A 25,786-nucleotide genomic window follows, 5' to 3' on the forward strand; every position below is an offset into this window, starting at 1 on the left:
CCCACACGTGGCAGGTCAACACCATGGGCTAAGAGAAGGGAGAGGCTGTCGTGAGCCCGAGGCAGGGTTCGCAAGATTAGAAAAATGGAAGGATACCAGCACAGGCATCTTTTTCTACGAATCGACCCGCGCTGGAAGCGATTCGTGCCTGGAACCGGCTGACCTTCGCTGAAGGGTGGAAAGGGGCGACAGGCAATGGGCACAACCGAAGGGAAGGCCGCTATTTCATAGCCACTGCGCGCACTTGCTTGTATGTAGTGAGCCCTTGGAGGACCTTTTCAATGCCATCCTGCAGCAAGGTGTGCATGCCCTCACTTTTGGCAAGCGCCAGCAATTCCCCGGTGCGGGTTCTCCCTTGAATGAGCGCTTTCATCCGCTCTGAGACGACCATCAACTCATGGATTGGAACCCGCCCACGGTACCCGGTGTGATTGCACACCTCACATCCTCGGCCGCGAAACAATCTGCACGCCCCATCATACGTCGGTCGCCGAGTTGCCCATTCTTCCTCTCCGAAAGCCTGCGCCAATTCATCGTATTCGCCGCGAGTCGGATGGTAGGACTCCCGGCAGTGCGAACAAATACGTTTACACAGCCGCAAAGCCAGCACACCCAGCATGGCATCAGAAAAATTGAACGGATCACAACCCATATCAAGCAGCCGCACGACCGTTTCCACGGCACTATTCGTATGGATGGTGCTGAACACCAGGTGGCCTGTCAACGAGGCTTCAATGGCAATATCCGCCGTTTCCTTGTCGCGCATTTCGCCGATCATGATCACATCAGGGTCGGCCCGCAGAAAGGCTCTCATCGTGGCGGCAAACGTCAGTCCGATCTTCGGGTGGACTTGCACCTGCCGTAGGCCATCCTGCGTGATCTCTATCGGATCTTCCGCCGTCCAGATCTTTCGTTCGTCCGTATTGATAGAAGCCAGAATGGCGTGCAACGTCGTCGTCTTGCCTGACCCTGTCGGACCGGCGCACAGGACAATACCATGCGGTTTATGGGCGAGATGTTCAACCAGACGGCGAGTCTCGGCACTGAATTCGAACTCTTCGAGTCGCCTGGGACCGTTGGCGCTCAGCAAGCGGAGAACCACGTCTTCGTTAAACCCGGCGGTGGGAAGCGTTGCGACACGCAATTCAATCTCCTGCCCCGTAGTCAATTTGAAGCGGATTTTTCCATCCTGGGGCTTACGCCGTTCGGCGATATCCAGGCTGGCCATGATCTTCACGCGCGAGACAATCGCCCGACGATAGGCGGCGGGAATCCTCATGTAGGTGAAACACGTCCCATCCACTCGAAAACGCACAGCCGTTTCTTTACGGTCGGCATAAGGCTCGATATGAATATCCGACGCGCCACGCCGATAGGCCTCCGCAATAATCTGATTGGCGAGACGGACGATCGCCGAATCGTTTTCGGTGATTGCGGCAATGGTCGCATTCTGCTGTTCTTCCAACTGTGCTTCACTGACCAGCTCGCCGAGAATGTCCGTGATCGGATCGCCGACCTCACGCCCACACATGTCACTCAACACGCGCTCGATATCCGCCCGCAAACCTACGCGATACAAGACCGCCTGACCTGGAAATGCACGCCGCACATCGAGCAACTTGTCAGGGTTTTGAGGATCGTCGATCAGAACCTCTACCCCCAGGTCCTGCCGCCGGAGAGGAACCCAATGATTCATTCTCAGATAGTCGAGGCTGAGGTTCTTCAGCAACTCAGGCTCCACGACCGTCTGCTCATCATAGGCGAGAAACGGACAGCCGTAGAATTCTGCCAAAACTGCGCCGATTACCGGTTTGGGAATTCGATAGCGATCCATGAGAAGCGTGGCCACATCCATCCGCTTTCGCCACGCTTCTGAAAGGGCAAGCGTCAGCTCCTCCTGCCGGATAAACCCCTGACGAACGAGTGGCTCATAGAGGCCCGAGGGACGTATCCGGGGCGAGCATGGTTTCCCTGATGTCGGTCCGCTTGACAATACCCCTGTCGAAGTTGCGCGAATCATAGCGCTGATCCCTTTCCACCTACGTTGACGATGAGCCGATTGCCCGATGTCGAGAGAACACCTGTCGCCTCAAACTTTGGTCTGCCAACTGCCCGGAGCGACAAACACCACCGGCAATCCCTGCACAAGCCCTTCGCGAAGATCGTGGTTGTACCACACCTCCAACATTCCCGAACCATTGGCGCCTTCCACAATCGCCCCCTGTGCCGCCACCCCGCCGTAGATTTTCAGATGGCCTGTAAATCGCACATCACCTGCGGCATACAAGACGCCTTGAAGGTGAATGCCGGACAGCTGCACCGGTATCCGCGTCCCGAGCGACTGCTGCCCCTCAGGCGGCGGGCTCAACGCCGGTACGGCTCTTCCGGAACTTCCTGCCTTCCACAGAACATGCGCGTTCACAATAAAGATGCCTTCGGCATAGTCCTGATCGAGCACAATGGAACCCAAGTTGTCGAGGCGGGGCGGCATCCCATCCAGCGTGTCCACAAACACGAGCCCCCGATGATCTCCCGGCCCCTTTGAGGCAAACACCTCGGATGCTGGACGCCCCAAACCGGGCTGAATCACACCCCCCTCATATAACAGCCCGTCCCGATCGATCCCGTATAATCGGCCAAACTGCATGGCCATCCGCTTCAAGGTCGCGTAGTCCCACTGATCCGCCTTGATGCCGGGGACCGGCTCCTGGTGAGCATGAACATTCAATGGCACCGCTGACCAGGCCTCGATCGGAAGCTGGGCGAAAAACGCATCGCCCCCGAGCCGGATCGTCAGCCACCGATCCTCGCGGTGACCCATTTCGTCATACGCCTGTCCGCTCACCGGAGCCACTCCGCTCTTGATCGGCACATCTTCCGGCCGGGGGAAATAGGCTCGACCACGAATCACCATTTCACCCCAATGCGCGAACACGGATCCGGATCGGGACTGCACCGACTCACTTCCAAGAGCGCCGCTCTGCAACGGCGCATGTAGCGCGGGAACGGCATAGGCGCCGAATTCCATACTCAACGTCTTTGTGACACGCGAGGCAGGGCCAGCCCCCGCCGTCACTTCTACCGTGCAGAGCAAACCCGGCCGCGTTGCCCCGTATACTCGCAACTTGAGAATTTTCGCGAGGCCCTTCATCGATTTGAACCAGCCTGTCTGAGGATCGTTCAATAATCGGTCGTGTTGGAGATTCGCTGCATCGAACACCATATCAGGGTTGGCGCTCGTCCCGACGAATTGCGCATGACCCTGCGCGTCAACATAAGAAGGATCCCCCTGGGCATTGATCAGTCGTTTGGCAAACCAGGTCGTGGCGACTTCCTGCGGTTGCAGTGCCGGATCGTGAAACCACCCCATCACCACATCTACGGCCGCCTCCGCAGCGTGATGCGCCACCCGCTCTTCCTGTAACGCACTGGCGCCCACGACTTCCTGCCCCGCCAGCTGCATGGAGGTCATTCCCAACAACGTGAGGAGAAATACCACCATCAGCACCGCCAACAACGCCATTCCCCGTTCATCCCCCTGCTTTGCCCTCGATGACCGCTCCCCGCTCCTATTCATGTCTCTTGTCCTCTCTGCTGATTACATCCGGATCGCAATATCTCGCGAGAGCATCGATCCTTGTTGTCCAACCTGTATCGTCGCACGAACCCGCACGACATCACGCGCATCCGTCGCTATGCCTCCGCTGCTGGTGAAATACTGCAGCTGCACTCCGCTCACATCGCTCAACACTGTGCTCGCTATGCCGTCCACTTCTCGCATCAATCGCCCTGTCTTCTCATCAAGGCGCTTCACGTAATAGCGAACCCTATTCAGCAGAAAGACGGCGCTTTTCGCCTGATACTGCTCGGAAGTCGGCGCCATGAGCATCAATGTTTGCTTCCGGCCGTCAGTAGCCAAACGATTCCAGGCACAACGCGCGGCAGTACAGAGCAGCACTTGCTTGCCCCTTGGCCAATCGGCGCCATCTTCGACCGGCAAGTCCTGCCGACCAGCTTCCGCAACTTGGGTCAGGACGGTTGACGACCCGCTCAAGTTGGCAAAAAATTCGACTTCGTCCACCGCCATCTTCCTAAAAGCCGTCTCTCCACCCAATAACCCGCCTCCCGCCAACCGCAGTTCGCTACACAGCACATCCAGCCCTAGCCGCAGTTCTTGATTGGCCGTCATGCTGGCGTGCTGGGCGCTCAACCGAAGACCGTAGGCGGCAAAGGCTTGAATCGCTCCCGATATCGCCACGCTGCTGATGGCCATGGCGATGAGGAGTTCGATCAGACTTACGCCCCTGGTGTTGAGACACCATCCTGTGCGCATCGGCACTACCTGTTGTGAGCGAAGAAGGCTTGCATGTGTCATGACAACGTCACCGAGCCGACAACGCGTGGATTTGCCCGGATCGTACGCACACGCACTTCGCGTTCCTGCCCGCCGAGCGTGGTGAACGTCGCCCGCGCCTCGATCGTCGCCAGGCTCGAAGACCCTGGCTGACCTGCGCGATTCAGTTCCACCGTCCAGACCAGTCTGATATTGGAGCGCGTCTGACTGCCGGTGAAGATGCCGTCGCCATTTATTTCATCGTCCACTAGACCGTCGTCGCGCATGATGGACTCCAGAGTCCCGTTCTGATCGAGATCATCCGCCAACAACTGATCCCACGGCAGGCTTCGTTTCGCCTCCAGGCACGATTCCGCCAAAGCCAGAGCCGTTGTCGTCATCGCACCGCGCTGAAGGCCACGCTGAGCCCACTCGCACATTCCAATCGTCCCGATGATTCCAATCGACAGCACCACCAAGGCCACCATGCTTTCCACCAGCGTAAACCCCGACGCACTCGTCATCGAACCGTGTTGTTTCATATACCTCACCTCAGGTCGTGTCATGACATCGACACCCGTCCCGTGATGCTTACCGTCACCTGATGTGTCACCCGCCTGGAATCGATCAGCACCATGGTCGTTGCCGTAGCGGAACGGCCGCTGGCCTGGAAAAGAATTTCAGGCCTGGTGCTCATCGAATCGACAACGGTGCCTGTGTGCGCGAACTCATAACGACGCAGCACCTTCGGGTCACAGTCCACACATTCAGTGCGCAATTCAGATTGTTCCCTGTTCAGAACGACTCGAATACGTTCGTGCCGCGCCATCGCTAACTGCCGGGCCATGCGTAATTCCGAGGCAATCTCTGTCACAACCGCCCGTTGACGCTGTTTCGCGACGAGAGCCGACCATCCGGGCGCGCTGACCCCCATCACAATCGCCACGATGGCGAGCACCGTACACAGTTCCACTACACTGACTCCCCGTTCGTTCATGTCCGCTCCTTTCGTCGAGCGCGTAGAGCATTTCCAAGTTCCGTGCCGTTGCCTCGCTCGGCAGCGTGCCAGGAAGTCCATCGATAGGCTTCTTCGAAACCCGGGAAAAGATGTCGAGATTGCGAGGTTGTGCGCGAGCGAAGACGCTCGCACACCATCGTATGACGAGTGTCAACGGGCATGGACAATTGTGAACTGTTCCAAATCAGATACAGTGCCCCATCCATTCGGATACAGATCGCAGGAGCATGACTGTCTGTAAAGCGGCTATGGAAGCCGTTTTGCAGACAGTCACTGTGGCAGATTGATGAGAGACCAATACCAGTTGAGGAGAGGCTGGTGAAACAGGAGCGCGAGAAGCGATCCCACCGCGAGGAACGGTCCGAAGGGAATATATTGATCGCGCCGGGTGATTCCGGCAGCAATGAGGCCGACACCGACCACGGAGCCCAAAAACGATCCGATCATAATGGCCAACAACACCGGCTGCCACCCGATGAAGGCGCCGACCATGGCCATGAGTTTAATATCCCCGCCGCCCATTCCCTCTTTTCCGAAGACATAGGGGCTAACCCAGGCCAAGAACCATAGAATTCCTCCGCCCACAAGGACGCCGAGAAGCGAGTCCATCAGGCTGATCGGCAGAATGACGGCGGCGCACGCCAGACCAACGACAATCCCCGGCAGAGTCACCGCATCAGGGATCATCGTATGGGAAAGATCGGTCCCCGTAATGACAATCAGCGCCGAGAGTACGGCCGCATAGGCCCAGGCTTCGGCGGAAAAATCGAACATCCAAAAAATCAGCACATATCCGATCGCGTTAGCCGCTTCGACCACTGGATATTGAATAGAAATCGGCGCATGGCAGGAACGACACCGACCCTGCAGGATCAGATAACTCAGAATGGGGATGTTGTCGTACACCGCGACAGGCCGGCCACAGGCGGGACAACGGGAGGCGGGCCATGCCACAGATTCCTCGCGCGGCAATCGGTAGATACAGACATTGAGAAAGCTGCCGATGACCGCACCGAACAGCAGCACTATCACATAGGGGATCATCAAGCCTCCCGCCACGGCTCGCTCGTCTCATGCCCGCACGCGTGGATTTAATTATACGTATACAGCCCTAGGACAATAAGAGCATGCATTCGCCCCTCCGCACCCGCCTCTTTTCATTTACAAACGCCAGAAGCGCTGCGTATAATCCGACAACGTTTGGGCCTGAGAAGTCGAACGACTCAATCTGAGAATTGTCCTTATCCCAAGTGGAGCGAGACGTACATGCCGACAGCTGCCAGGACTACCAAAGGTCGAACCAGACCCCTCTTACCCGAGCCGATTCTTCCGGTTCGCAAACGTCGTCCGGAAGCACTGACCACCCGCGAACAGGAAATCCTTGAACTGATCTGGACTGGCTTCAAGAATAAGGAAATCGCCCAACGGCTCAAGATCAGCGTGAAGACCGTCGAAGCGCACCGGGCCAACATGATGAAAAAGATTCGGGTCTCTAACACCGCGCAGCTGCTCAAGGCCGCCATTCAAGGAAAAATGCTCAAGCTCCGGTAATCCGCCATCTTCACTTTCAGGCCTTCCCTTCCCCTCGTTCCCGGCGCTGACGCACAGCCTCATACAGGACGATGGCCGCCGACGCAGAGACATTGAGCGAACCAACCTTCCCCGACATGGGAATGTGCGCCGCATCATCGCAGGCACCGCGAACTCCTGGCCGCACGCCCTTCCCTTCTCCGCCAAACACCAGGGCGACGGGCCCGCGGAAGTCCAGCTGCGTGTAGACCTTCGGCGCTTCGGCATCCAACGCATATACCCAGACGCCGGCCTGTTGCAGACGCTCGATCCATCGCGACAGGTTGGACACTCTGCCGACCGGCATATAATCCATGGCTCCGGCTGACGCCTTGGCCACCACACTCGTCAATCCCACCGCCCGGCGTTCGGGAATGAATACCCCCTGCACCCCTGACGCTTCAGCCGTCCGAAGAATCGCCCCGAGGTTGTGCGGATCCTCGACACCGTCGAGCAGCACCAACAGAGGAGTCTGATCAGGGGTCTGCGCCGAAGCGAGAATCATATCCGGGTCGGCATAAGACTTGGCGGCGACCAGGCCGATCACGCCCTGGTGGTGGCCGGCGGGAACAAGCCGATCAAAGGCCGCGCGTGGCTCGACATACACCGGCACGCGTCGCTCTCTGGCGAGCCGCACGACTTCCCCGAACTGCCGATCTGTTCCCAACACGAGCAGCCGCTGAAGAGGACGGACCCCGGCACGAAGCGCCTCGCGCACCGCATGCAGGCCGTAAATCACTTCCGACGAATTATCTTTTCCATCGACTGGTGCCATCCGGCCGGTCCTCGATCACAATGCCCTGAGACGCCAGCTCGGCTCGGAGCCGGTCCGCCAGCTTATAGTCCTTGGATTGTTTTGCGGCCAGTCGGGCAGCAATTTTGTCAGCGATGTCTTCGTCGGACAAAACCTTCGTTGGGACACCCGGAGCGCCATGAGTTTTATCCCGCACCTGACTGTTGAACTGCCACCGGTCAGGCTGTAACAGCCCCAGCACCGCCCCCAACGAACGAAACTCGCTCCGCACGGCGTGCCGCATCTCAGCGGACAGTCCAGCCTCAAGCGCCTTGTTCGTTTCTCCGCGCAACTTCTGCAGCGCGGCCACAGCATTGGGCGTATTGACGTCATCGTCCATGGCGTCAACAAACGCCTGCCGCGTTCGGGTATTCGCCTCGCGGATCTGCTGATCGGCCGCGCCATGGGCAGGAGCCGACTCCTTCAGTCGTTCAAAGAGATCATACAATCCGTTGAGGGCGTTTTTGGCTTCCGCCAGGCTTTGATCGGAAAAGTCCAACGGGCTGCGATAGTGCGTGGACAGCAAAAAGTATCGCAACATCTCGCCCGTCACCGCATCAGGCCATTCAGACTTGTCGAAAATTTCTCGAATGGTAAAGAAATTCCCCAAGGACTTGGACATCTTCTCTTGATTGATCTGCACAAAACCGTTATGCACCCAATAGCGCGCGAATTCCTTGCCGGTTGCTCCACACGATTGCGCGATCTCGTTCTCGTGGTGCGGGAAGATGAGATCCATCCCGCCGCCGTGAATGTCGAAGGTTTCACCAAGATGCCGCATCGCCATCGCCGAGCATTCGATATGCCAACCCGGACGACCCGGGCCCCACGGGCTGTCCCATGACGGTTCACCGGGCTTGCTCCCTTTCCACAGGGCAAAATCCATAGGGTGGCGTTTGCGCTCGTCCACATCCACGCGCGCGCCGGCCTGCAACTCATCAATCTTTCGTTTGGAGAGGCGGCCATACACCGGATACCGGTCAACTTGGAAATAGACATCCCCGTCGACGCGATAGGCCAGCCCCTTGGCCACCAAAGTATCGACCAGCGCGACAATGTCGGCGATGTGTTCCGTCGCCCTCGGCTCAAGGGTAGCCCGCCGAACCCCGAGCCTATCCATATCGTCGTAATACGCCTGAATGTATGTCGTCGTGATGTGCTCGCAACTGACCCCTTGTTCGTGAGCGCGCTTGATAATCTTGTCATCGACATCGGTGAAGTTCTTGGCAAACTCCACGCCAAAGCCGGAGTATTCCAGATAGCGCCGCAACACATCAAAGACTAACGCGCTGCGAGCATGTCCGATATGACAATAGTCATACACCGTCACTCCGCACACGTACATGCGGACCTTGCCAGGCACCATGGGCTCAAACGGTTCCTTGTTTCCGGTCAATGTATTATAGAGGCGCAACATGATGCGTCATTACTCCATGGAGTGGCGGCGCCTGGGCCAATGCGACCAAACGAAATAGCCGAGGCCCACAGCGAGACACACACCGATCACCAGATCGGCGTGATGGAAATACTGGTGTAATTCATTCCAGTGCTCCCCCATCTTTAATCCCACATATGCGAGCGCATAACAGAACGGAACCGCCCCGACAAACGAATACAGCACGAACTTTTTAATGTCCATGCGCGCAATTCCCGCCGGGAGAGAGATGAACGTTCGAACCACGGGCAGCAGTCGGCCGATCAACACCGCCGCCTCTCCATGTTTCGCAAACCATCGGTCGGCCACTTCCATGTCATGCTGCGACACAAGCACATATCGGCCGTATCGCTCGACAAACGGCCGCCCACCCCACACACCAACATAATAGGCCACTAAGGACCCCAGCACGTTCCCGATCGCACCGGCCAGAGTGACGCCCAGCAGAGTAAATTGGCCGGTGGAGACCAGATAGCCGGAAAACGGCATGATGATTTCACTCGGCAGGGGAATGCAGGCGCTTTCGATCGCCATCGTCACCACGATGCCGGTGTAGCCAAGGGTCGAGATGGTCGCAATGACAAATCTGCCGAGGACTTCGATCAACCACTCGATCAGTGCGGTCACGCGTGAGACCTCCTATGCGCACGCCGGCTCGCCGCGGTCCCGGTCGTGGACCGTTTGGAGAGCGGCTGCTCCCAGGCTTTAAAGTGTTCCAGCATCGCGTGGTGGGTCGTATCGAGATGGATCGGCGTCACGGACACCATCCGGCGCTCCAAGGCTTCATGGTCTGCATCCTGCTTACGGCTCCACGATTGGCGGGTCCCCGCAATCCAGTAATATTTGCGCCCTCTGGGATCCACTTTCTCGACAATGGGATTATTGAAGCGGCGCCGGCTCAAACACGTGACCTTGACCCCCTTGATGGAACGTAACGGAAGATCGGGAATATTCACGTTCAAAATGGTCTCCGCCGGCAATCCGTGCCGCAGCACTTCAGCAGCCACTCGAGCCGCATACCTCGCCCCGACCTCAAACCGGAATGTCTCCCCGCCTTCCTGCGATACAGCTACCGATGGAATGCCGAGAATCGTTCCCTCCAAGGCGCCTGACACGGTACCGGAATACATCACATCATCGCCGAGATTTACGCCGCGATTGATCCCCGATACGATCAGCGCCGGAGATCCCGGCAAGATTTTCACCAACGCGAGATTGACACAATCCACGGGTGTCCCGTTCACCATGAACACGCGGGGCGCCATTTTGGTGATGCGCAGCGGTTTGTGCAGGGTGACCGCATGTCCCACCGCGGTTCGTTCGCGGTCGGGTGCGACAATCCACACTTCCCCCAGCGCGTCGAGCGCAGCTGCGACGGCATGAATTCCGGGGGACGCAATCCCATCATCGTTGGTTACCAGAATTCGTACGCGCGCCACAGAGACTCCTTCTGCATGGAAACCACCGTGAACGGGAGTACCGGAACCGTCGGCTTGAGGGTGGTGGTGAGAAAAACGAGAAGAATCACCGGTAGGCGAAGATGGTCGGTCTCAATGACCAACGTTTTTTAGGATTCGTGCGTGAGGGACTCCATCGTGCCGATGGTCGGGGCGGCGGGATTTGAACCCACGACCCCTCGCACCCCAAGCGAGTGCGCTACCGGGCTGCGCTACGCCCCGACACGGCCGACATCGATGTTACCCACACGGTTGGACGCAGCCGCCCGCATCACCGGAACAGTTCACACTGAATGTGAATCGATCATGCGGATGATCGCCTGGAGATCGCCCCTGACACGTTGTGCCAGTTCTTTCCGCGACCCGCTTTTCTTGACGGTTGCCCGTCCCCGGCGAGCCCAGTACCGCTTCACTCCGGCCAGCGTGTGCCCTTCATCATAGAGCATGCGCTTAATCTCCAACACCGTATCCACATCACGTTGCACATACAGACGCTGATTGCCACGGCTTTTCTTGGGCCTCAGGAAGCTAAACTCCGACTCCCAGAACCGCAAGACATAAGCCGGCAATTTAGAAATCTTGCTGACTTCGCCGATTTTATAAAAAACCTTACTTCCCAGTCTGGGATCATTCCCCATGACCGGTCCTCATGCTGCGTGTGCTCGTGGCAAGGTAGCGACTAGGAATTCACGTACTTTTTAAAGACCTGACTGGGCCGAAACGTCACCACGCGACGGGGGGTAATGCCGATTTCTTCACCGGTTCGCGGATTACGCCCTTTGCGGGCCCCTTTGCTTCGAACGACAAAATTTCCAAATCCTGCGATTTTGACTGCATCACCCTTTTGCAGCACTCCCTTCAGCAGATTGAGCACGAGTTCGACGATATCAGCTGCATCGTTTTTAGACACTCCAACCTGCTTGAAGATTTCGTTCGCGATATCCGCCTTTCTCATGCCTTTCCCCCCGCCATCCACTAGAGTCGTTCCTTAGGAAGTGCTTCTTGGTGTCGAGCGTCCAAGACAAAGAATTTCCCCATAAGTTACGTGAGGTTACCTGGCCTGTCAAGGATTATATGCGCCGAATGGAGGGAAAACCGCGTCAGCGACCGGCAAGGAGCAATTTGTACTCGATGCTGTCGGCCAGCGCCTGCCAACTGGCTTCCATAATATTTTCTGAGACCCCGACCGTCCCCCACTTGTCTTTATGATCCCCTGATTCAATCAACACGCGCACCTTCGATTCCGTGCCCTTGTCCGCAGACAACACGCGCACCTTGTAGTCGAGCAGTTTCACTTCACGAAGCTGCGGATAAAATTTCTCCAACGCTTTGCGCAGCGCATGGTCCAACGCATTCACAGGTCCGGCTCCGACCGCCGCCGTATGTTCGACCACGTCCCCGACCTTCACCATGACCGTCGCTTCCGACAGCAGAAGCCCATGTTCCTGCTTCTTTTCGACGATCACCCGGAAGCCCAGCAACTGAAAGGACGGACGATGGCTCCCCATCGCTTTGCGCATCAACAATTCAAAGGACCCTTCGGCGCCTTCGAATTGATACCCCTGGCTTTCACGCTCCTTGAGCGTCTCGACAAGCTCCTGGAGCTTCGCATGATTCTTCGTCAACGAAATGCCGTAGGCCTCGACCTTTTCCATTAATCCGCTGCGTCCCGCATAATCGGAGACCAGAATCCGGCGACGATTCCCCACAACGGCAGGATCAATGTGCTCGTAGGTGGCCGCATTTTTGAGGACCGCATGAATATGCACGCCTCCCTTGTGCGCAAATGCCGCATCCCCGACATAGGGTTGCCGCTTATTGGGCATCAGATTGGCGATCTCCGTCACAAATCCTGAGACATCTTTCAGACGTGTCAGTTTGCTGCCGAGTGCCGGGCGCTGCATTTTCAACTGTAGATTTGGGATGATGGAACAGAGATTGGCATTGCCGCACCGCTCGCCGATTCCGTTGATCGTGCCCTGCACCTGCAAAATTCCCGACTCCACGGCGACCAGTGAATTGGCCACGGCCATTTCGCTGTCATTGTGCGCGTGGATGCCCAAGGGTACCGGGCACTCCTGCTTCACGACCCGGCAAATTTCCCGAATCTCCCAGGGCATCGTGCCGCCGTTCGTGTCGCACAGAATGACCCGCTCGGCGCCGCCGGCGATGGCACGACGGATGGTCTGCAGCGCATACTCGGGATTGGCCTTATACCCGTCAAAAAAATGTTCCGCGTCATAGAATACGCGCCGATCTTTGGAACGCAGGTAGTGGATGGAATCCTCGATGAGTTCCAAATTCTTGGCAAGCGCAATGCCCAGGGCATCCGTGACCTGAAAGGACCAACTCTTTCCGAAGAGCGTGATGGTCGGCGTACCCGAATCCAGCAGTGCCTGAAGATTTTTGTCTTTCCGGACCGGATTGCTGGCCTTTCGCGTCGAGCCGAACGCCACGATAGTCGCATTCCGAAGCGGCAGGGTTTTGATTTGTCGAAAGAACTCAATGTCTTTGGGATTCGCCCCAGGCCATCCGCCCTCGATGAAGTGCACACCGAGTTCATCGAGCTGTTGCGCGACGCGAAGCTTATCCTCAACCGAGAAACTGACGTCCTCCGCCTGAGCCCCATCGCGCAAGGTCGTATCGTAGATCTCGAGTGCGGAAGCCTGCGCGGCGGTGAGCGTCAGCACGCGGGGTGATTCTGGAGCAGAAGACCGGCGTGAGGCTGTTGTTCGACGTTTCATAAATATGAGCGCTGCTCGGCCTGTCTTGAAGAGTCGCGGGGCCCGCCTCTTCAGCGGACGGTTCCGTTCATAGCAATCAGCTCAACGCCGGCGCTGATACGCGATCCAGGCCGAACGCAGTGTGGAGCGTGCGCATGGCCAATTCCAGATACTTCTCCTCGATGACACAGGAAATTTTGATTTCCGATGTGCTGATCATCATGATATTGACGCCTTCGCGTGACAGCACCTCGAACATTTTCGCCGCCACTCCGGAATGGGATCGCATGCCGACGCCGATAAGAGACACCTTGGCGATGGATTCGGTCACAGCGACCGATCGAGCCCCGATTTCCTGCGACAAACGCTGAACGAGATCAACGGCATTGCGCAGGTCTGGCTTTGGCACGGTGAAGGAGATATCGGTCATGGAGGCCTGGCTGACGTTTTGGATGATCATATCCACAACGATATTGGCATTCGCCACAGCACCAAAAACACGCGCGGCGATACCGGGACGGTCCGGCACCCCGACAATCGTAATCTTGGCCTGATTGCGGTCTCCCGTCACACCCGACACCATGACCCCTTCCATATCGGCATCTTCACGTGTCACGAGGGTTCCCTTTCCTTCCTTGAAGCTTGAATTGACCTCCACCGGAACGGAATATTTCGCCGCAAATTCGACCGAGCGACTCTGCAACACCTTGGCGCCCAGGCTCGCCATTTCCAGCATCTCTTCGTAAGAAATCTTGTCGAGACGACGCGCGGATGGCACGATGTTGGGATCGGCGGTATACACCCCGTCAACGTCCGTATAAATGATGCAGCGATCCGCTTTGAGTGCCGCAGCCAACGCCACCGCGGTCAAATCAGATCCGCCTCGTCCCAAAGTCGTGACATCCGAGCTGGCGTTAATCCCCTGAAACCCGGCGACAACCGGGATAACCCCGCCGGCGAGGGCTTCTTTGATACGGTCAGCCGTGACACGGGAAATTCTCGCCTTGGTATGCGCACTGTCCGTATGAATGCCCACCTGCCGGCCCGTGAAGGAACGGGCATTCACTCCTCTCCCTCGAAGCTCCATGGCCAACAAGGCGATGGTGACCCGCTCGCCCGTTGAAAGCAGCATGTCTAGTTCACGCTCATCCGGTGAGTTCGCCGCCTCATGCGCTAGCTTGAGCAGTCGATCCGTTTCGCCGCTCATAGCCGAGAGCACCACGACCACCTGATGCCCGTCTTTCTGCGCGCGCTCGACTCGTTCGGCGACGCGATGAATCCGCTCAATGTTCCCGACCGAAGTCCCGCCGTATTTCTGAACGATCAGTGCCACAACCCTTACGCTCCACGATGGAATAGCCGCAGCATGAGTTTGGTGGCATCGCGAGGCGCGGATCCGGCGATGGCCTTATCCTGTTCATGAAAGCGGGTTGCCGAGCCGACCGATGGCTGGGCGGCACCGTCGCATAGGGCATACAAGATCGGCGGAGCCTCTGAACCGTGCCCCTTCGCCAGACCTGGATCACACACGACGAGCAGCCGGTGAGCCGGATACTTTGCCAGGGCCGCAAGAATCGGCCCGACCACCTGAGCATCGAAACGCTCAATGGCCTGCACCTTGTCCTGAACATTGGCCGCATGGAGCACGTCATCCGATAGACCGGCATGGAGATAAACAAGGTCTTTCTTGGCCAACTCTTGAACGACCGCGTTCACACAGCCGGCGAAGGTTTCTGATTCATCGCCACTATCGGCCGGCAAGTCGGCCGCGTCCAAGCCGGCGCAGAGACCAAGTCCGCGATGCACATCACTGGCTGAGACCACGACACCGGCGATCTGATAGCGCTCAGGTACAGGCGGCCACAACGGAGCGCGCCCCTGCCCCCACAACCACAGACAATTGGCCGGCTTGAGCCCTTCTTGCTCGCGCTCCTCATTGACCGGATGATCGCGTAGAATAAAAAAGGAGGCGTCCATGATTTTTCGGAGCACATCGGCGCCATCGCCCGCTGGCAAGGCCTCAGCGATGGATTGTCCAACGAGCTGCTGAGGGTCTACGCAGGTCGCGCGCGATTTCCCTCCAACCCACACCATCAAATGCCGATGCCCGGACCCCGGGTAAAATTGAATGCTCTCCGATCCCAACTGTTCGTTGACGGCTTCGACCAACTCACGGGCCTGCTCCGTCTCGATCAGCCCGGCGGTCGCATCTTCCATGACCACATGCGGTCCCAGCTTCTTGATGTCGGCCGCGCGGTCTTTCCCGCCGGAGGCAGACTCGCTTCGCACCGTGACCATGGTGCAACGGAACACGACGTCCTGCTCACCCACCGTCACACCGAGACCTGCGGCCTCCAGCGGACCGGGGCCTGGATAATACTTCTTGGGGTCATAGCCCAGGACAGCAACCGCGGTGACATCACTGCCGGTCGTGCCTGCGTCGGAAGGGAGACTCAAGAGTCCCACTTCTCCGCGTTGGGCGACTTGGTCAAGAAAGGGAGTCTTGGCGGCCTGGAGAGGCGTACTCCCACCGAGTTCCGCACAGGCGAGGTCTGCCATCCCGTCGGCATGCAGGATCAAATATTTCATGCAATGTTCCTGAGGTAATCAGACATGAAGGAGGCGGGCCACATCATCGCGGGTGGCTTTCACCGTTTGAGGCTGACGTGAAATGCCGATCGCCGTATCGGCATCCTTCAAACCGTGCCCGGTCAATGTACACACGACCGTGGCACCTTCCTTTAATTGCCCGGCTTGGCTCAACTTAATCACACCGGCCACCGAAGTAGCAGATGCTGGTTCGCAAAAGACCCCTTCTTCCCTCGCGACCAAGGCGTAGGCATGAAGAATTTCTTCATCCGTCACCATATCGATTGCGCCAGACGATTCTCCGACCGCCGTGAGGGCCGACTGCCAGCTGGCCGGATTGCCGATCCGTATCGCCGTCGCCACGGTCTGCGGCTCTTCCACGACATGCCCTAAGACAATCGGCGCGGCCCCGGCGGCTTGAAAACCCATCATCCGAGGCAAGCGCGTCGTTTGATTGGCCGCACGATACTCGCGATACCCATTCCAATAGGCGGTGATATTACCCGCATTCCCCACAGGAAGTACATGGACGGTCGGCGCATCACCCAGATCGTCGCAAATCTCCATCGCGGCCGTTTTTTGACCTTCAATGCGGAACGGGTTGAGCGAGTTCACGAGCTCCACCGGATAGATCGCCGACAACTCCTTGACGATGGTCAAGGCCTGATCAAAATTTCCTTCCACCTGAATGACCGTGGCTTGATGCATCATGGCCTGCGATAACTTGCCGAGAGCGATTTTTCCAGCCGGAATCAGCACATACACGGCAATGCCAGCCCGGGCTCCGTAGGCCGCTGCCGAGGCGGACGTATTGCCGGTGGAGGCGCACATGACCGCTCGCGCGCCTTTTTCGACAGCCTTGGAAATGGCCATCGTCATGCCGCGATCTTTGAACGATCCCGTCGGATTCATCCCCTCATACTTGAGGTAGAGATCCACCCCGGGGGCGATTTTTTTTGCCAGCCGTGTCGCACGAATGAGGGGCGTATTACCCTCCCCCAGCGTGATGACCGGCGTCTGAGCCGTCACCGGCAGAAACTTCCGGTATTCTTCGATAATGCCGCGCCAGCGAGTCATAACAACCTACTTAACTACCTTCGCAACAAGAGCGGAGACTGCTCCCTCATTCGTCCTGCCCCTCAACCCTGATCAGGGTTGTCGGCTTGGAGATGTAGGGCATCGGATTGATTTCACGGAGCGCGTTCTGAACATCTCGCTCCTTAGCCATGTGCGTCATGATGACCACCGGCACAGTCTGCCCTTCCTTGCGTCCCTGCTGCAAGACGGAAGAAATGCTGATGCCGTAACGCCCCAACACCCCAGCAATCTGGGATAACACGCCAGGCCGGTCCAGGACCATAAAACGGATGTAATACAGGGAGGTGATTTCCTCCATCGGCCGCATCCGTAATGGCCGGCGTTGATCCGGCTGATAAGACGCCGGCGGCACACGTCCGGTCGCATGCTTGAGCATGTCGCGTGCAATGGACATCACATCGCTCACGACCGCGCTGCCCGTCGGCATGGACCCGGCGCCGCGGCCATACAGCACCACGTCCTCTACGGCATCACCGACCAACTGAATGGCATTGTAGACACCATCCACTTTCGCGATTTGCGAGGCAGACGGCACCATGGTGGGATGCACGCGTGCTTCAATTTCTCCGTCGGAATATTTCGCAATTGCCAGCAGCTTGATGGTAAACCCGAACTCCTTGGCGTAGGCAATATCCAGCGGTGTAAGCCCGGTGATGCCTTCGGTATAAATTTCCTTGAAGTTGACCGGCGTGCCGTAGGCCAGACTGACCATGATGGTGAGCTTATGGGCCGAATCAATACCCGCCACATCGAATGTGGGGTCAGCCTCGGCATAGCCGGCTCGCTTAGCTTCCTCCAACACGACCTCGAACCGCTGCCCTTCGCTGGTCATCCGGCTCAGAATATAATTCGAGGTACCGTTGATAATGCCGTAGATCGATTGGATATTGTTCGCCGCCAAACCTTCGGTCAATGCGCGGATCACCGGGATGCCGCCCCCCACACTCGCTTCGAATCCCAGGTCGATCCCTTGACGGGAAGCCGCGGCGAAAATCTCCTCACCATGCACAGCCAGGAGAGCCTTATTGGCCGTCACGACGTGTTTGCCTCGTTGCACCGCATCCAGAATGACTCGTTTCGCAAGGTCGTACCCGCCCATCAGTTCGATGACGATATCCACGCGCGGGTCCGTTAACACCTGCTGAATGTCCGTCGTCAACAGGCCTGGCGGAATCGCGATGCCCCGATCACGCGTGATATCCAAGTCCGCAATGCGCACCAGCTTGATCGGCACACCCACCCGGCGACGAATCAGGTCGGCATTCTCTATCAGCACCCGTGCCACCCCAGTGCCGACCGTTCCGAATCCGATTAACCCGACCCCGATTTCAGTGTTCATGGTTCCTGATCATCCAGATTCAAGACTTTCCGGATCCCGCGTAGAGCCTGCCGCGTACGGTGCTCATTTTCCACCAACGCAAACCGCACGAATTCATCGCCGCCTTCTCCGAATCCAAGGCCGGGCGATACCGCAACCTTCGCTTCACGGAGCAGCAACTTCGAAAACTCCAGCGACCCCATGTGCCGGAACGGATCCGGAATACGGGCCCACACGAACATCGTCGCCCGGGGCAATGCCACGGACCAACCGATACGATTCAGACCATTCACCAGGACGTTCCGGCGGTTTTGATACCGCTGCACAACCTCTTTCACGCAATCCTGCGGGCCATTCAACGCGACGGTGCTAGCGATTTGAATCGGCTGAAAAATGCCATAGTCGAGATAACTTTTGAGCTTGGCAAGCGCCCCAACCACTTCACGGTTCCCGACACAAAATCCGACTCGCCAGCCGGGCATATTATAGGCCTTGGACAGCGTGTAAAACTCGACGCCCACATCCTTCGCCTCCGGCACCTGCAGAAAACTCGGCGCCTTATAGCCGTCGAATGCGATATCGGCGTAGGCCAGATCGTGAATCACAATCACATCGTGCTCTTTGGCAAATGCGACAATTTTCTTAAAGAACTCGAGATCGACCACGGCGGTCGTGGGGTTGTGCGGGAAATTGATGACCAGAATACGGGGACGCGGCAAGGTCTGACGATAGACCCGCAGCAGATCGTCGAAGAAATCGCTGTCCTGACGCAGCTCAATCCCGCGCACCTCACCGCCCGCAATAATGAAACTGTACATGTGGATGGGATAAGTCGGAGTCGGCGTGAGCACGACATCACCAGGCCCGATCGTGGCCAATGCCAGGTGTGCGAGACCTTCCTTCGAACCGATCGTGACGATCGCTTCGGTCTCGGGATCCAAGTCCACGTCATAGTTGCGCTTGTACCAACCGGTAATCGCGTGGCGCAGTTTGGTGATGCCGCGCGAGGCTGAATAGCGGTGATTCTTGGCTTTCCTGGATGCCTCGATTAGTTTGTCGACGATATGGGGCGGCGTGGGCTGGTCCGGATTGCCCATCCCGAAGTCGATGATGTCCTCACCCCGTTGACGCGCCTCAAGTTTCAGGGATTGCACCTGGGCAAATACGTATGGAGGAAGTCGTTTGATGCGGTAAAAACCGTCGCTGATCGACATGGATGTGTCAGACTCCTACTGGCGGGTCCTCTGCTGAACGGGTTGAGTCGTCACGCCTCTGAAAGGGGCGTATTTTAATAGAGCCCTCAAAATGAGTCAATTTCACTATATTTCTATGGAGTTGCAGCTTGCCGCTCTGCCGTGAACGCGGAAAAAATGTGACGGCGCCTTGACAGAAGCCTTCTTGCCCCGCCCCACCTTCTTCTGTTAATAATGCCTCAGGAACAACAGAATTGTCTATGAATTTCGACCAGTTCCGGAATCTTTCTCCAGCATCATCCATGGGAATGGCGGAGGTGTCATGGCTCGACTAGGCGTCAATATCGATCATGTGGCAACACTCCGGCAGGCGCGCGGAGGAACCGACCCCGATCCTCTGACCGCCGCAATCCTGGTCGAGCTGGCCGGCGCAGACGGCTTAGTGGTGCATCTGCGAGAGGATCGCCGTCATATTCAAGACCGCGACCTCACGATGCTGCGGGAAATCGTTCGAACCAAGTTAGATTTAGAAATGGCTGCTGACGACGCCATGGCCAAAATCGCCCTCAGCGTGAAACCCGACCTGGTCACGTTGGTTCCCGAACGTCGTCAAGAGTTGACCACGGAAGGCGGATTGGATGTTGCCAACCACCGCGAGCGAATCCAAAAGATCGTCGAGTTGCTGAGGGATGGCGGAATTCCGACAAGTCTGTTCATTGAACCCAGCTTAGAACACGTCAAGGCCGCGCATAAAATCGGCGCGGCCTATGTCGAGTTGCACACCGGCCGATACGCCAACGCCACACGTTCCAAGGAAGAGGATGAAGAGTTTGAAGCGATTACCCAGGCGGCAAAACTGGCGTACAAACTCGGCCTCGGAGTGAACGCCGGTCATGGCCTGACCTATAAAAACGTCAAACGATTGGCCAAACTGCCGGAGATCGTCGAGTTCAACATCGGCCACAGCATTATCGCCCGATCCGTCATGGTCGGGCTCGTTCAAGCTGTTCGCGAAATGAAGGAATTGGTGGCCTAGCCTGGCTCCGCTGCGGGGAACGGCCATGCGTCACCCCACCGAACACCGGCCGGAGACCCGATTGACATCATGATACCGATCGTGACCGCCGAGCACATGCGCGCGCTTGACCACCGAACGATCACAGAAGCTCAGGTGCCCTCCCTGGTACTGATGGAGCGAGCTGGAACAGGCGTCGTGCTTCACCTGGAAACGCGGTACGGACCGGTTGCGGGAAAAAGAATCGTCATCCTCTGCGGCAAGGGCAACAACGGCGGAGACGGCTTTGTCATTGCTCGATTGCTCCGGCGAAAAAAAGCCCAGGTCCACGTTTTGTTATTGGCGCCGACCACCGAACTCAGTCGCGACGCAAAGGCGATGTATCAGCGCTTTCAACGAACCGCAGGTCCATCATCCACCACTCGTCCTACTGATGCGAATGCGCTTCGACAACGGCTGGCGGCAAGCGACATCGTCATCGACGCCATTCTAGGCACCGGACTTTCCGCGCCCGTGACCGGCTTGCACCGCGAGGCGATAGACGCCATCAATGCGGCCGGACGCCTCACCGTCGCCGTAGATCTTCCATCTGGCCTTCATGCCGATACCGGGGCCATCCTGGGCGCCGCGGTGCGCGCGAACCTCACCGTCACCTTTGGCTTGCCGAAAGCAGGACTGTATTGCGGAGCCGGCATCGATTGCGCGGGTGTGGTTCATCTCGTCGATATTGGAATTCCGGCTTCGTTTGTCGAGGCCATCGGCAGCCGGCTGCTGCTCCTGACCGACGCCTCGGCGCACGCAGTGCTTCCTTCGCGGCGGCCGTCCTCGCACAAGGGAACCTATGGGCATCTCGGCATCATCGCCGGATCGGTCGGCAAGACCGGGGCGGCGGCGATGGCGGCGATGGCGGCCCTTCGAATCGGAACCGGTCTCGTGACGGCCGCCGTTCCTTCAAGCGTGAACGACATCCTGGAGGCCAAACTCCTCGAAGCCATGACTCTGCCGATGCCGGAAACCAAGGCACGTACGTTTGCCCGTTCTGGCCTGGATCGGCTGCTCGCATTCGGAGGATCCCGGGATGCCGTTGCGATCGGTCCTGGCCTGACAACGCATCCGGAGACCGTCGATTTGGTGCAAGAATTCGTGAAGCGCATCGACAAGCCGTGCGTACTCGATGCCGATGCACTCAATGCGTTGGCGGGAAAAGCCTCCTTGCTGACGGAATGCCATCATCCGCCGATTATCACACCTCATCCCGGAGAAATGGCCAGGCTCGAGGCAGAAGCCACCACTCTGTCCGTGAATGAAGATCGCCTCGGCACAGCAACGCGTTTCGCACGTGAACGCGGCGTGTTCGTCATTCTCAAAGGCGCCCGGACAGTCATCGCCAGACCGGACGGAGTCGCCGCGATCTGTCCGACCGGCAATCCTGGAATGGCCACCGCCGGGACCGGAGATGTCTTGACCGGTATGGTCGGCGGGTTGCTTGCCCAAGGCGTGAGCCCATGGGACGCCGCCTGTGCAGCCACGTACTTTCATGGCCTCGCCGGAGATCTCGCCGCGCAGCAACTCGGCCAGGCCGGCATGATTGCCCGCGATCTGATTCGCCATATCCCCCATGCCATCGCGCCAACCACCCACCTCTAAGCCGTCAACCGCCTCCTCTTCCCGGCAGAAGCGCGCACAGTCTCCCGCTGTCACTAAACCCTGGAAAACACTCCTTCGCTCCCGGCAGCAAACTCATCGGCTAGGCCGATGTCTGGGCCTCCTCCTCGAGGGAGGCGAAGTTCTGGCCCTGTTCGGAGAAATGGGTACTGGAAAAACGTCACTGGTTCGAGGAATCGCCGATGGACTCGGCGCCGAACCCATGGCTGTGAGTAGTCCGACCTTTACCTTAATCCACGAATACCGTGGCCGCCTTCCTCTGATCCATACTGATTTATACCGCCTCACTGCCGCCCAACTCGAGAATACGGGCCTGGGTGACTACGTAGACGGCCGCGCTGTCCTCGCTATTGAATGGGCCGAACGCTGGGGCGCAGGGCTTCCGAATGATCGGCTCGAGATTCATCTTACCCATCACCCCCCGTCCGCGCGACAGGCGGTGCTCACAGCCAGAGGCCCATCTGCGTTACGCCTGCTCCTCGCCCTTCGCTCTCGCATGTCCGTGCGTCGTCCCACTAGAGTGGTTTCGCAAACCCGTGTACAATGACCCTCGGCCAGGGAGGGCCTCGCATTGATCCGCTTGATATTGGTAGGGACGGTACTGCTGCTGGCGCTGTCGTTCTTTCTTCAGAATCAAGAACAGGAGGTCACTCTCCGGTATTTCTTCGGCCTTCGATCGGCTTCGATTCTGATCTATAAGCCGATCCTGGCCGCCTTCGGCGTCGGCCTGCTGGTGTCCGGTATTCTGCTCTTTCCGGCCTGGGTCCGCGGACGGATCGAACTTCGTCGCAAAACCAAGGCTCTGCAGGAAGCCGAAGTCGATTTGGAACGGCTGCGCCAGGCGCTCGACAAAGCCGCCCGCCGCGTAGGCACCTCTTCTGACATCCCCTCTGAGGGAGAACCCGTCGATGGGTGACGCTGACGGCACGCCGTTGATGCGGCAGTACCGCGAGATCAAGCAGGCCTACCGTGATGCCATCCTGTTTTTCCGGGTCGGCGATTTCTATGAAATGTTTCAGGAAGACGCGATCGAAGCCTCCAAGCTTCTCTCGATTGCGCTGACGTCCCGGGATAAATCCAGCGACACGCCCATTCCACTGTGTGGCGTTCCCTATCATGCCGCGACAAATTATATCGCCAAGCTGCTTCGCGCGGGCCGAACGGTCGCCCTGTGTGAGCAAGTCGAAGACCCGAAACTAGCCAAGGGCCTGGTCCGACGGGAAGTCGTCCGGCTCTACACCCCCGGCACACTCATTGATAGCGAATTCCTGCCCTCCTCGGAATCCAACGTCCTGGCAGCCGTGGCGTCCCGTCTTCGCCCTGTGGGGCACGACTTGACACAGTGCTCCTTCGGGCTCGCGACGCTTGAGGTGTCAACCGGAGAGTACTGGCTCTGTGAATTCCATGGGCCGCAGGCACACATCGCCCTCATGGACGAACTCGCACGCCTTGACCCGAAAGAGCTGCTGTATGCCGAAGGAGTTCCACCGAGAGAATCATCCTGGATGGCTGAATTGACCGGACCTCGCTGCTGCGCGCAACCGGCGAACTGGTTTGAGTTGGACACCGGTCGCGCCATGCTCCAAGAACACTTCCAAGTGCATTCGCTGGACGCCTTCGGGTGCCACCAGCTCACATTGGGCATCCAGGCCGGTGCAGCGGTATTGCGCTATGTCAGGGAGACACAGCCATCGGCCTCGCTCGACCATATTCGACACCTGCGGGTCAGACAGCCTCACGACGCCATGCATCTGGACAGCGTCACCATCCGCAACCTGGAACTCGTCAAGCCTGCGGGAAGATGGGACGAAACATTGAGTAGCCGCTCGCCTCATACGCTACTCGGTGTCCTCGACCGCACCGTCACTGCGATGGGAAGCCGGTTGCTCCGCGAGTGGCTCCTGCGCCCTCTGGTTACTTGCGCTCCGATCGAAGCGCGCCTCACTGCAGTCGATGAACTCAAACAGAGTATTGATCCGCGCGTTCGTCTTCGAACGGCACTACGAACCGTCCAAGACATTTCACGGCTCTGCAGCCGGATGTCTCTCGGAGCGGCCAATCCACGCGATATGTTGGCTCTGAAACTCTCATTATCCTCCCTGCCTGCGATTCAGGCTGACCTTTCCTCGCTGCAAGCCCCGCTCCTCGCCGACCTTGCGGCATCCTGGGACAACGCGCAAGACCTGTATGAGCTGATTGAACGAGCGATTCTGCCCGACGCCCCGATTTCAATTCGCGATGGGGGTATCGTGAAGGACGGGTACCATCCAGAGGTGGACGAACTTCGTAAAGCCAGTCGCGAAGGGAAGGGCTGGATTGCCGGACTTGAGGCCAAGGAACGCGCCCGGACCGGCGCCGAGTCCCTTAAAATTCGGTATAACCAGGTCTTCGGATACTACATCGAACTCACGAAAGCTAATCTTGCCAAAGTTCCGCCTGACTATATTCGAAAGCAGACACTGGTTAATGCCGAGCGATTCATGACGGCCGAGTTAAAGGAATTGGAGGAACGTGTCACCGGGGCCGATGTCAAACTCATGGCGCTTGAGCAATCGCTCTTTGAACAGCTCAGAACAGGCCTCGCCGCCGAAACAGCACGCCTGCAGGACATCAGCCGCAGGCTGGCCGTCTTGGATGTCCTGACCGCCCTCGCGGAAACCGCTGGATTAAACCGGTATGTGCGGCCGACCATCGATACGGGCGACGGCCTCCACATCAAGCAGGGCCGCCACCCTGTGGTCGAACGCCTTGATCTCTCAGGGGGATTTATCCCCAATGACACGCACCTGGATTTGCAGACCAGCCGCCTGCACATTCTGACAGGTCCCAATATGGCGGGAAAAAGCACCTATCTCCGGCAGGTGGCACTCATTGCCTTAATGGCGCAAATGGGAAGCTTCGTACCGGCCGCCGAGGCCAGGATCGGATTGGTTGATCGTATCTTTACGCGGGTCGGGGCATCCGACAATCTCGCCGGCGGCCAAAGCACCTTTATGGTGGAGATGACCGAATCCGCTCATATCCTCAACTGTGCGACAGTGCGCAGCCTCATTCTGCTGGATGAAATCGGTCGTGGAACCAGCACCTACGACGGCTTGAGCATTGCCTGGGCCATTGCAGAATTCATCCAGGACCCTCAGCGGCTCGGAGCACGCACGCTCTTCGCGACCCACTATCATGAAATGACCCAGCTGGAGAGGCTGCGAACCGGGATTACCAATTATTCCGTGGCGGTCAAGGAGCGTGCGGGAAAAGTTCTATTTTTACGCAAGATCGTCCAGGGAGGAGCTGATCGAAGTTATGGAATTCATGTCGCACAACTAGCGGGGCTGCCGGAAACGGTCATACAGCGAGCCAGGGCTGTCCTTGCCCAGCTGGAATCGACGACGTCCCCGCACCCCATTCATGAAACTCAGCAAGCCCTTCAGTTTGATTCCACGCTGCCGGCACCCCATCCCATGCTGGAGGAAGTCCGACAAATGGACCTCTTCTCCATGACACCCCTTGATGCGCTCAATCGGCTGGCCGCCTGGCAACAACGGCTCCTGAGCGAGTAACGATTCTCCATCGACGCCCTCAA

At 58.0% G+C, this 25,786-nt stretch carries 24 protein-coding genes and 1 tRNA gene; 6 read left to right on the forward strand and 19 right to left on the reverse strand.

The genetic code is table 11. The features are described from left to right. Positions 1 to 220: 220 nt before the first annotated feature. From GDA65_02100 to GDA65_02125, 6 genes are all read right to left on the reverse strand, one after another. Positions 221 to 2,020 carry a general secretion pathway protein GspE gene (locus GDA65_02100; GenBank protein ID MBA5861490.1) on the reverse strand — a complete coding sequence of 600 codons (1,800 nt, stop codon included), beginning with the start codon at positions 2,018 to 2,020 and terminating at the stop codon, positions 221 to 223. A 69-nt stretch (positions 2,021 to 2,089) separates the two neighbouring features. Further along, on the reverse strand, positions 2,090 to 3,577 hold the full coding sequence (locus GDA65_02105) for a hypothetical protein (protein ID MBA5861491.1): 1,488 nt from the start codon (positions 3,575 to 3,577) through the stop codon (positions 2,090 to 2,092). 21 nt (positions 3,578 to 3,598) lie between these two features. Next, the gene (locus GDA65_02110; GenBank protein ID MBA5861492.1) at positions 3,599 to 4,375 is read right to left on the reverse strand and encodes a prepilin-type N-terminal cleavage/methylation domain-containing protein; all 777 of its coding nucleotides are present in this window, start codon (positions 4,373 to 4,375) and stop codon (positions 3,599 to 3,601) included. After that, entirely contained in the window at positions 4,372 to 4,899 is a 528-nt protein-coding gene (locus tag GDA65_02115; GenBank protein MBA5861493.1) for a prepilin-type N-terminal cleavage/methylation domain-containing protein, read from the reverse strand. Before GDA65_02115 ends, GDA65_02110 begins: the two co-directional genes overlap by 4 nt. After that, on the reverse strand, positions 4,896 to 5,411 hold the full coding sequence (locus tag GDA65_02120) for a hypothetical protein (GenBank protein ID MBA5861494.1): 516 nt from the start codon (positions 5,409 to 5,411) through the stop codon (positions 4,896 to 4,898). Before GDA65_02120 ends, GDA65_02115 begins: the two co-directional genes overlap by 4 nt. Positions 5,412 to 5,621: 210 nt before the next feature. After that, the gene (locus tag GDA65_02125) at positions 5,622 to 6,395 is read right to left on the reverse strand and encodes a prepilin peptidase (GenBank protein MBA5861495.1); all 774 of its coding nucleotides are present in this window, start codon (positions 6,393 to 6,395) and stop codon (positions 5,622 to 5,624) included. Between the two features lie 222 nt (positions 6,396 to 6,617). Between GDA65_02125 and GDA65_02130 the strand changes: the two genes are divergently transcribed. After that, positions 6,618 to 6,902: a hypothetical protein gene (locus GDA65_02130; protein MBA5861496.1), complete on the forward strand. Its 285-nt coding sequence runs from the start codon at positions 6,618 to 6,620 to the stop codon at positions 6,900 to 6,902. Between the two features lie 16 nt (positions 6,903 to 6,918). On the opposite strand, the gene rlmB is transcribed toward GDA65_02130, so the two are convergent. From rlmB to GDA65_02195, 13 genes are all read right to left on the reverse strand, one after another. Beyond that, complete coding sequence (gene rlmB / locus GDA65_02135) at positions 6,919 to 7,695, reverse strand: 23S rRNA (guanosine(2251)-2'-O)-methyltransferase RlmB (protein ID MBA5861497.1); 777 nt, start codon at positions 7,693 to 7,695, stop codon at positions 6,919 to 6,921. Continuing rightward, positions 7,670 to 9,130, reverse strand: a complete 1,461-nt coding sequence (locus tag GDA65_02140) for a cysteine--tRNA ligase (protein ID MBA5861498.1) — start codon at positions 9,128 to 9,130, stop codon at positions 7,670 to 7,672. The genes rlmB and GDA65_02140 overlap by 26 nt, the downstream gene beginning before the upstream one ends. Positions 9,131 to 9,139: 9 nt before the next feature. Then, positions 9,140 to 9,766, reverse strand: a complete 627-nt coding sequence (locus GDA65_02145; GenBank protein ID MBA5861499.1) for a DedA family protein — start codon at positions 9,764 to 9,766, stop codon at positions 9,140 to 9,142. A gap of 5 nt (positions 9,767 to 9,771) precedes the next feature. Then, the gene (gene surE / locus GDA65_02150) at positions 9,772 to 10,587 is read right to left on the reverse strand and encodes a 5'/3'-nucleotidase SurE (GenBank protein ID MBA5861500.1); all 816 of its coding nucleotides are present in this window, start codon (positions 10,585 to 10,587) and stop codon (positions 9,772 to 9,774) included. Positions 10,588 to 10,750: 163 nt separating this feature from the next. Next, a tRNA-Pro gene (locus tag GDA65_02155) sits at positions 10,751 to 10,827 on the reverse strand. 62 nt (positions 10,828 to 10,889) lie between these two features. Continuing rightward, positions 10,890 to 11,243 (reverse strand): MerR family transcriptional regulator, encoded by a 354-nt coding sequence (locus GDA65_02160; protein ID MBA5861501.1) that lies wholly within the window; start codon positions 11,241 to 11,243, stop codon positions 10,890 to 10,892. Positions 11,244 to 11,284: 41 nt separating this feature from the next. After that, positions 11,285 to 11,560, reverse strand: coding sequence for an integration host factor subunit alpha (locus GDA65_02165; protein ID MBA5861502.1), 276 nt, complete (start codon positions 11,558 to 11,560; stop codon positions 11,285 to 11,287). A gap of 145 nt (positions 11,561 to 11,705) precedes the next feature. Then, complete coding sequence (locus GDA65_02170; GenBank protein ID MBA5861503.1) at positions 11,706 to 13,295, reverse strand: citramalate synthase; 1,590 nt, start codon at positions 13,293 to 13,295, stop codon at positions 11,706 to 11,708. Between the two features lie 130 nt (positions 13,296 to 13,425). After that, positions 13,426 to 14,661 carry an aspartate kinase gene (locus tag GDA65_02175; protein MBA5861504.1) on the reverse strand — a complete coding sequence of 412 codons (1,236 nt, stop codon included), beginning with the start codon at positions 14,659 to 14,661 and terminating at the stop codon, positions 13,426 to 13,428. A gap of 5 nt (positions 14,662 to 14,666) precedes the next feature. Further along, a complete protein-coding gene (locus tag GDA65_02180; protein ID MBA5861505.1) occupies positions 14,667 to 15,917 on the reverse strand; it encodes a phosphoglycerate mutase in 1,251 nt (416 codons plus the stop codon). A gap of 18 nt (positions 15,918 to 15,935) precedes the next feature. Further along, positions 15,936 to 16,994, reverse strand: a complete 1,059-nt coding sequence (locus GDA65_02185) for a threonine synthase (protein ID MBA5861506.1) — start codon at positions 16,992 to 16,994, stop codon at positions 15,936 to 15,938. A 46-nt stretch (positions 16,995 to 17,040) separates the two neighbouring features. Then, complete coding sequence (locus tag GDA65_02190; GenBank protein ID MBA5861507.1) at positions 17,041 to 18,354, reverse strand: homoserine dehydrogenase; 1,314 nt, start codon at positions 18,352 to 18,354, stop codon at positions 17,041 to 17,043. Then, on the reverse strand, positions 18,351 to 19,547 hold the full coding sequence (locus GDA65_02195) for an alanine transaminase (protein ID MBA5861508.1): 1,197 nt from the start codon (positions 19,545 to 19,547) through the stop codon (positions 18,351 to 18,353). Before GDA65_02195 ends, GDA65_02190 begins: the two co-directional genes overlap by 4 nt. Positions 19,548 to 19,848: 301 nt before the next feature. Here GDA65_02195 and GDA65_02200 point away from each other — a divergent pair, with 301 nt between their 5' ends. From GDA65_02200 to mutS, 5 genes are all read left to right on the forward strand, one after another. Beyond that, positions 19,849 to 20,562: a pyridoxine 5'-phosphate synthase gene (locus tag GDA65_02200; protein MBA5861509.1), complete on the forward strand. Its 714-nt coding sequence runs from the start codon at positions 19,849 to 19,851 to the stop codon at positions 20,560 to 20,562. 69 nt (positions 20,563 to 20,631) lie between these two features. After that, the gene (locus tag GDA65_02205; GenBank protein ID MBA5861510.1) at positions 20,632 to 22,188 is read left to right on the forward strand and encodes an NAD(P)H-hydrate dehydratase; all 1,557 of its coding nucleotides are present in this window, start codon (positions 20,632 to 20,634) and stop codon (positions 22,186 to 22,188) included. Beyond that, entirely contained in the window at positions 22,160 to 22,753 is a 594-nt protein-coding gene (gene tsaE, locus GDA65_02210) for a tRNA (adenosine(37)-N6)-threonylcarbamoyltransferase complex ATPase subunit type 1 TsaE (protein ID MBA5861511.1), read from the forward strand. The genes GDA65_02205 and tsaE overlap by 29 nt, the downstream gene beginning before the upstream one ends. Positions 22,754 to 22,777: 24 nt before the next feature. Next, positions 22,778 to 23,122, forward strand: coding sequence for a DUF1049 domain-containing protein (locus GDA65_02215; GenBank protein MBA5861512.1), 345 nt, complete (start codon positions 22,778 to 22,780; stop codon positions 23,120 to 23,122). Next, entirely contained in the window at positions 23,115 to 25,763 is a 2,649-nt protein-coding gene (gene mutS / locus GDA65_02220; protein ID MBA5861513.1) for a DNA mismatch repair protein MutS, read from the forward strand. Before GDA65_02215 ends, mutS begins: the two co-directional genes overlap by 8 nt. Positions 25,764 to 25,786: the final 23 nt, after the last annotated feature.

The organism is Nitrospira sp. CR1.1 (genome assembly GCA_014055465.1).
Taxonomy (GTDB): Bacteria; Nitrospirota; Nitrospiria; order Nitrospirales; family Nitrospiraceae; genus Nitrospira_A.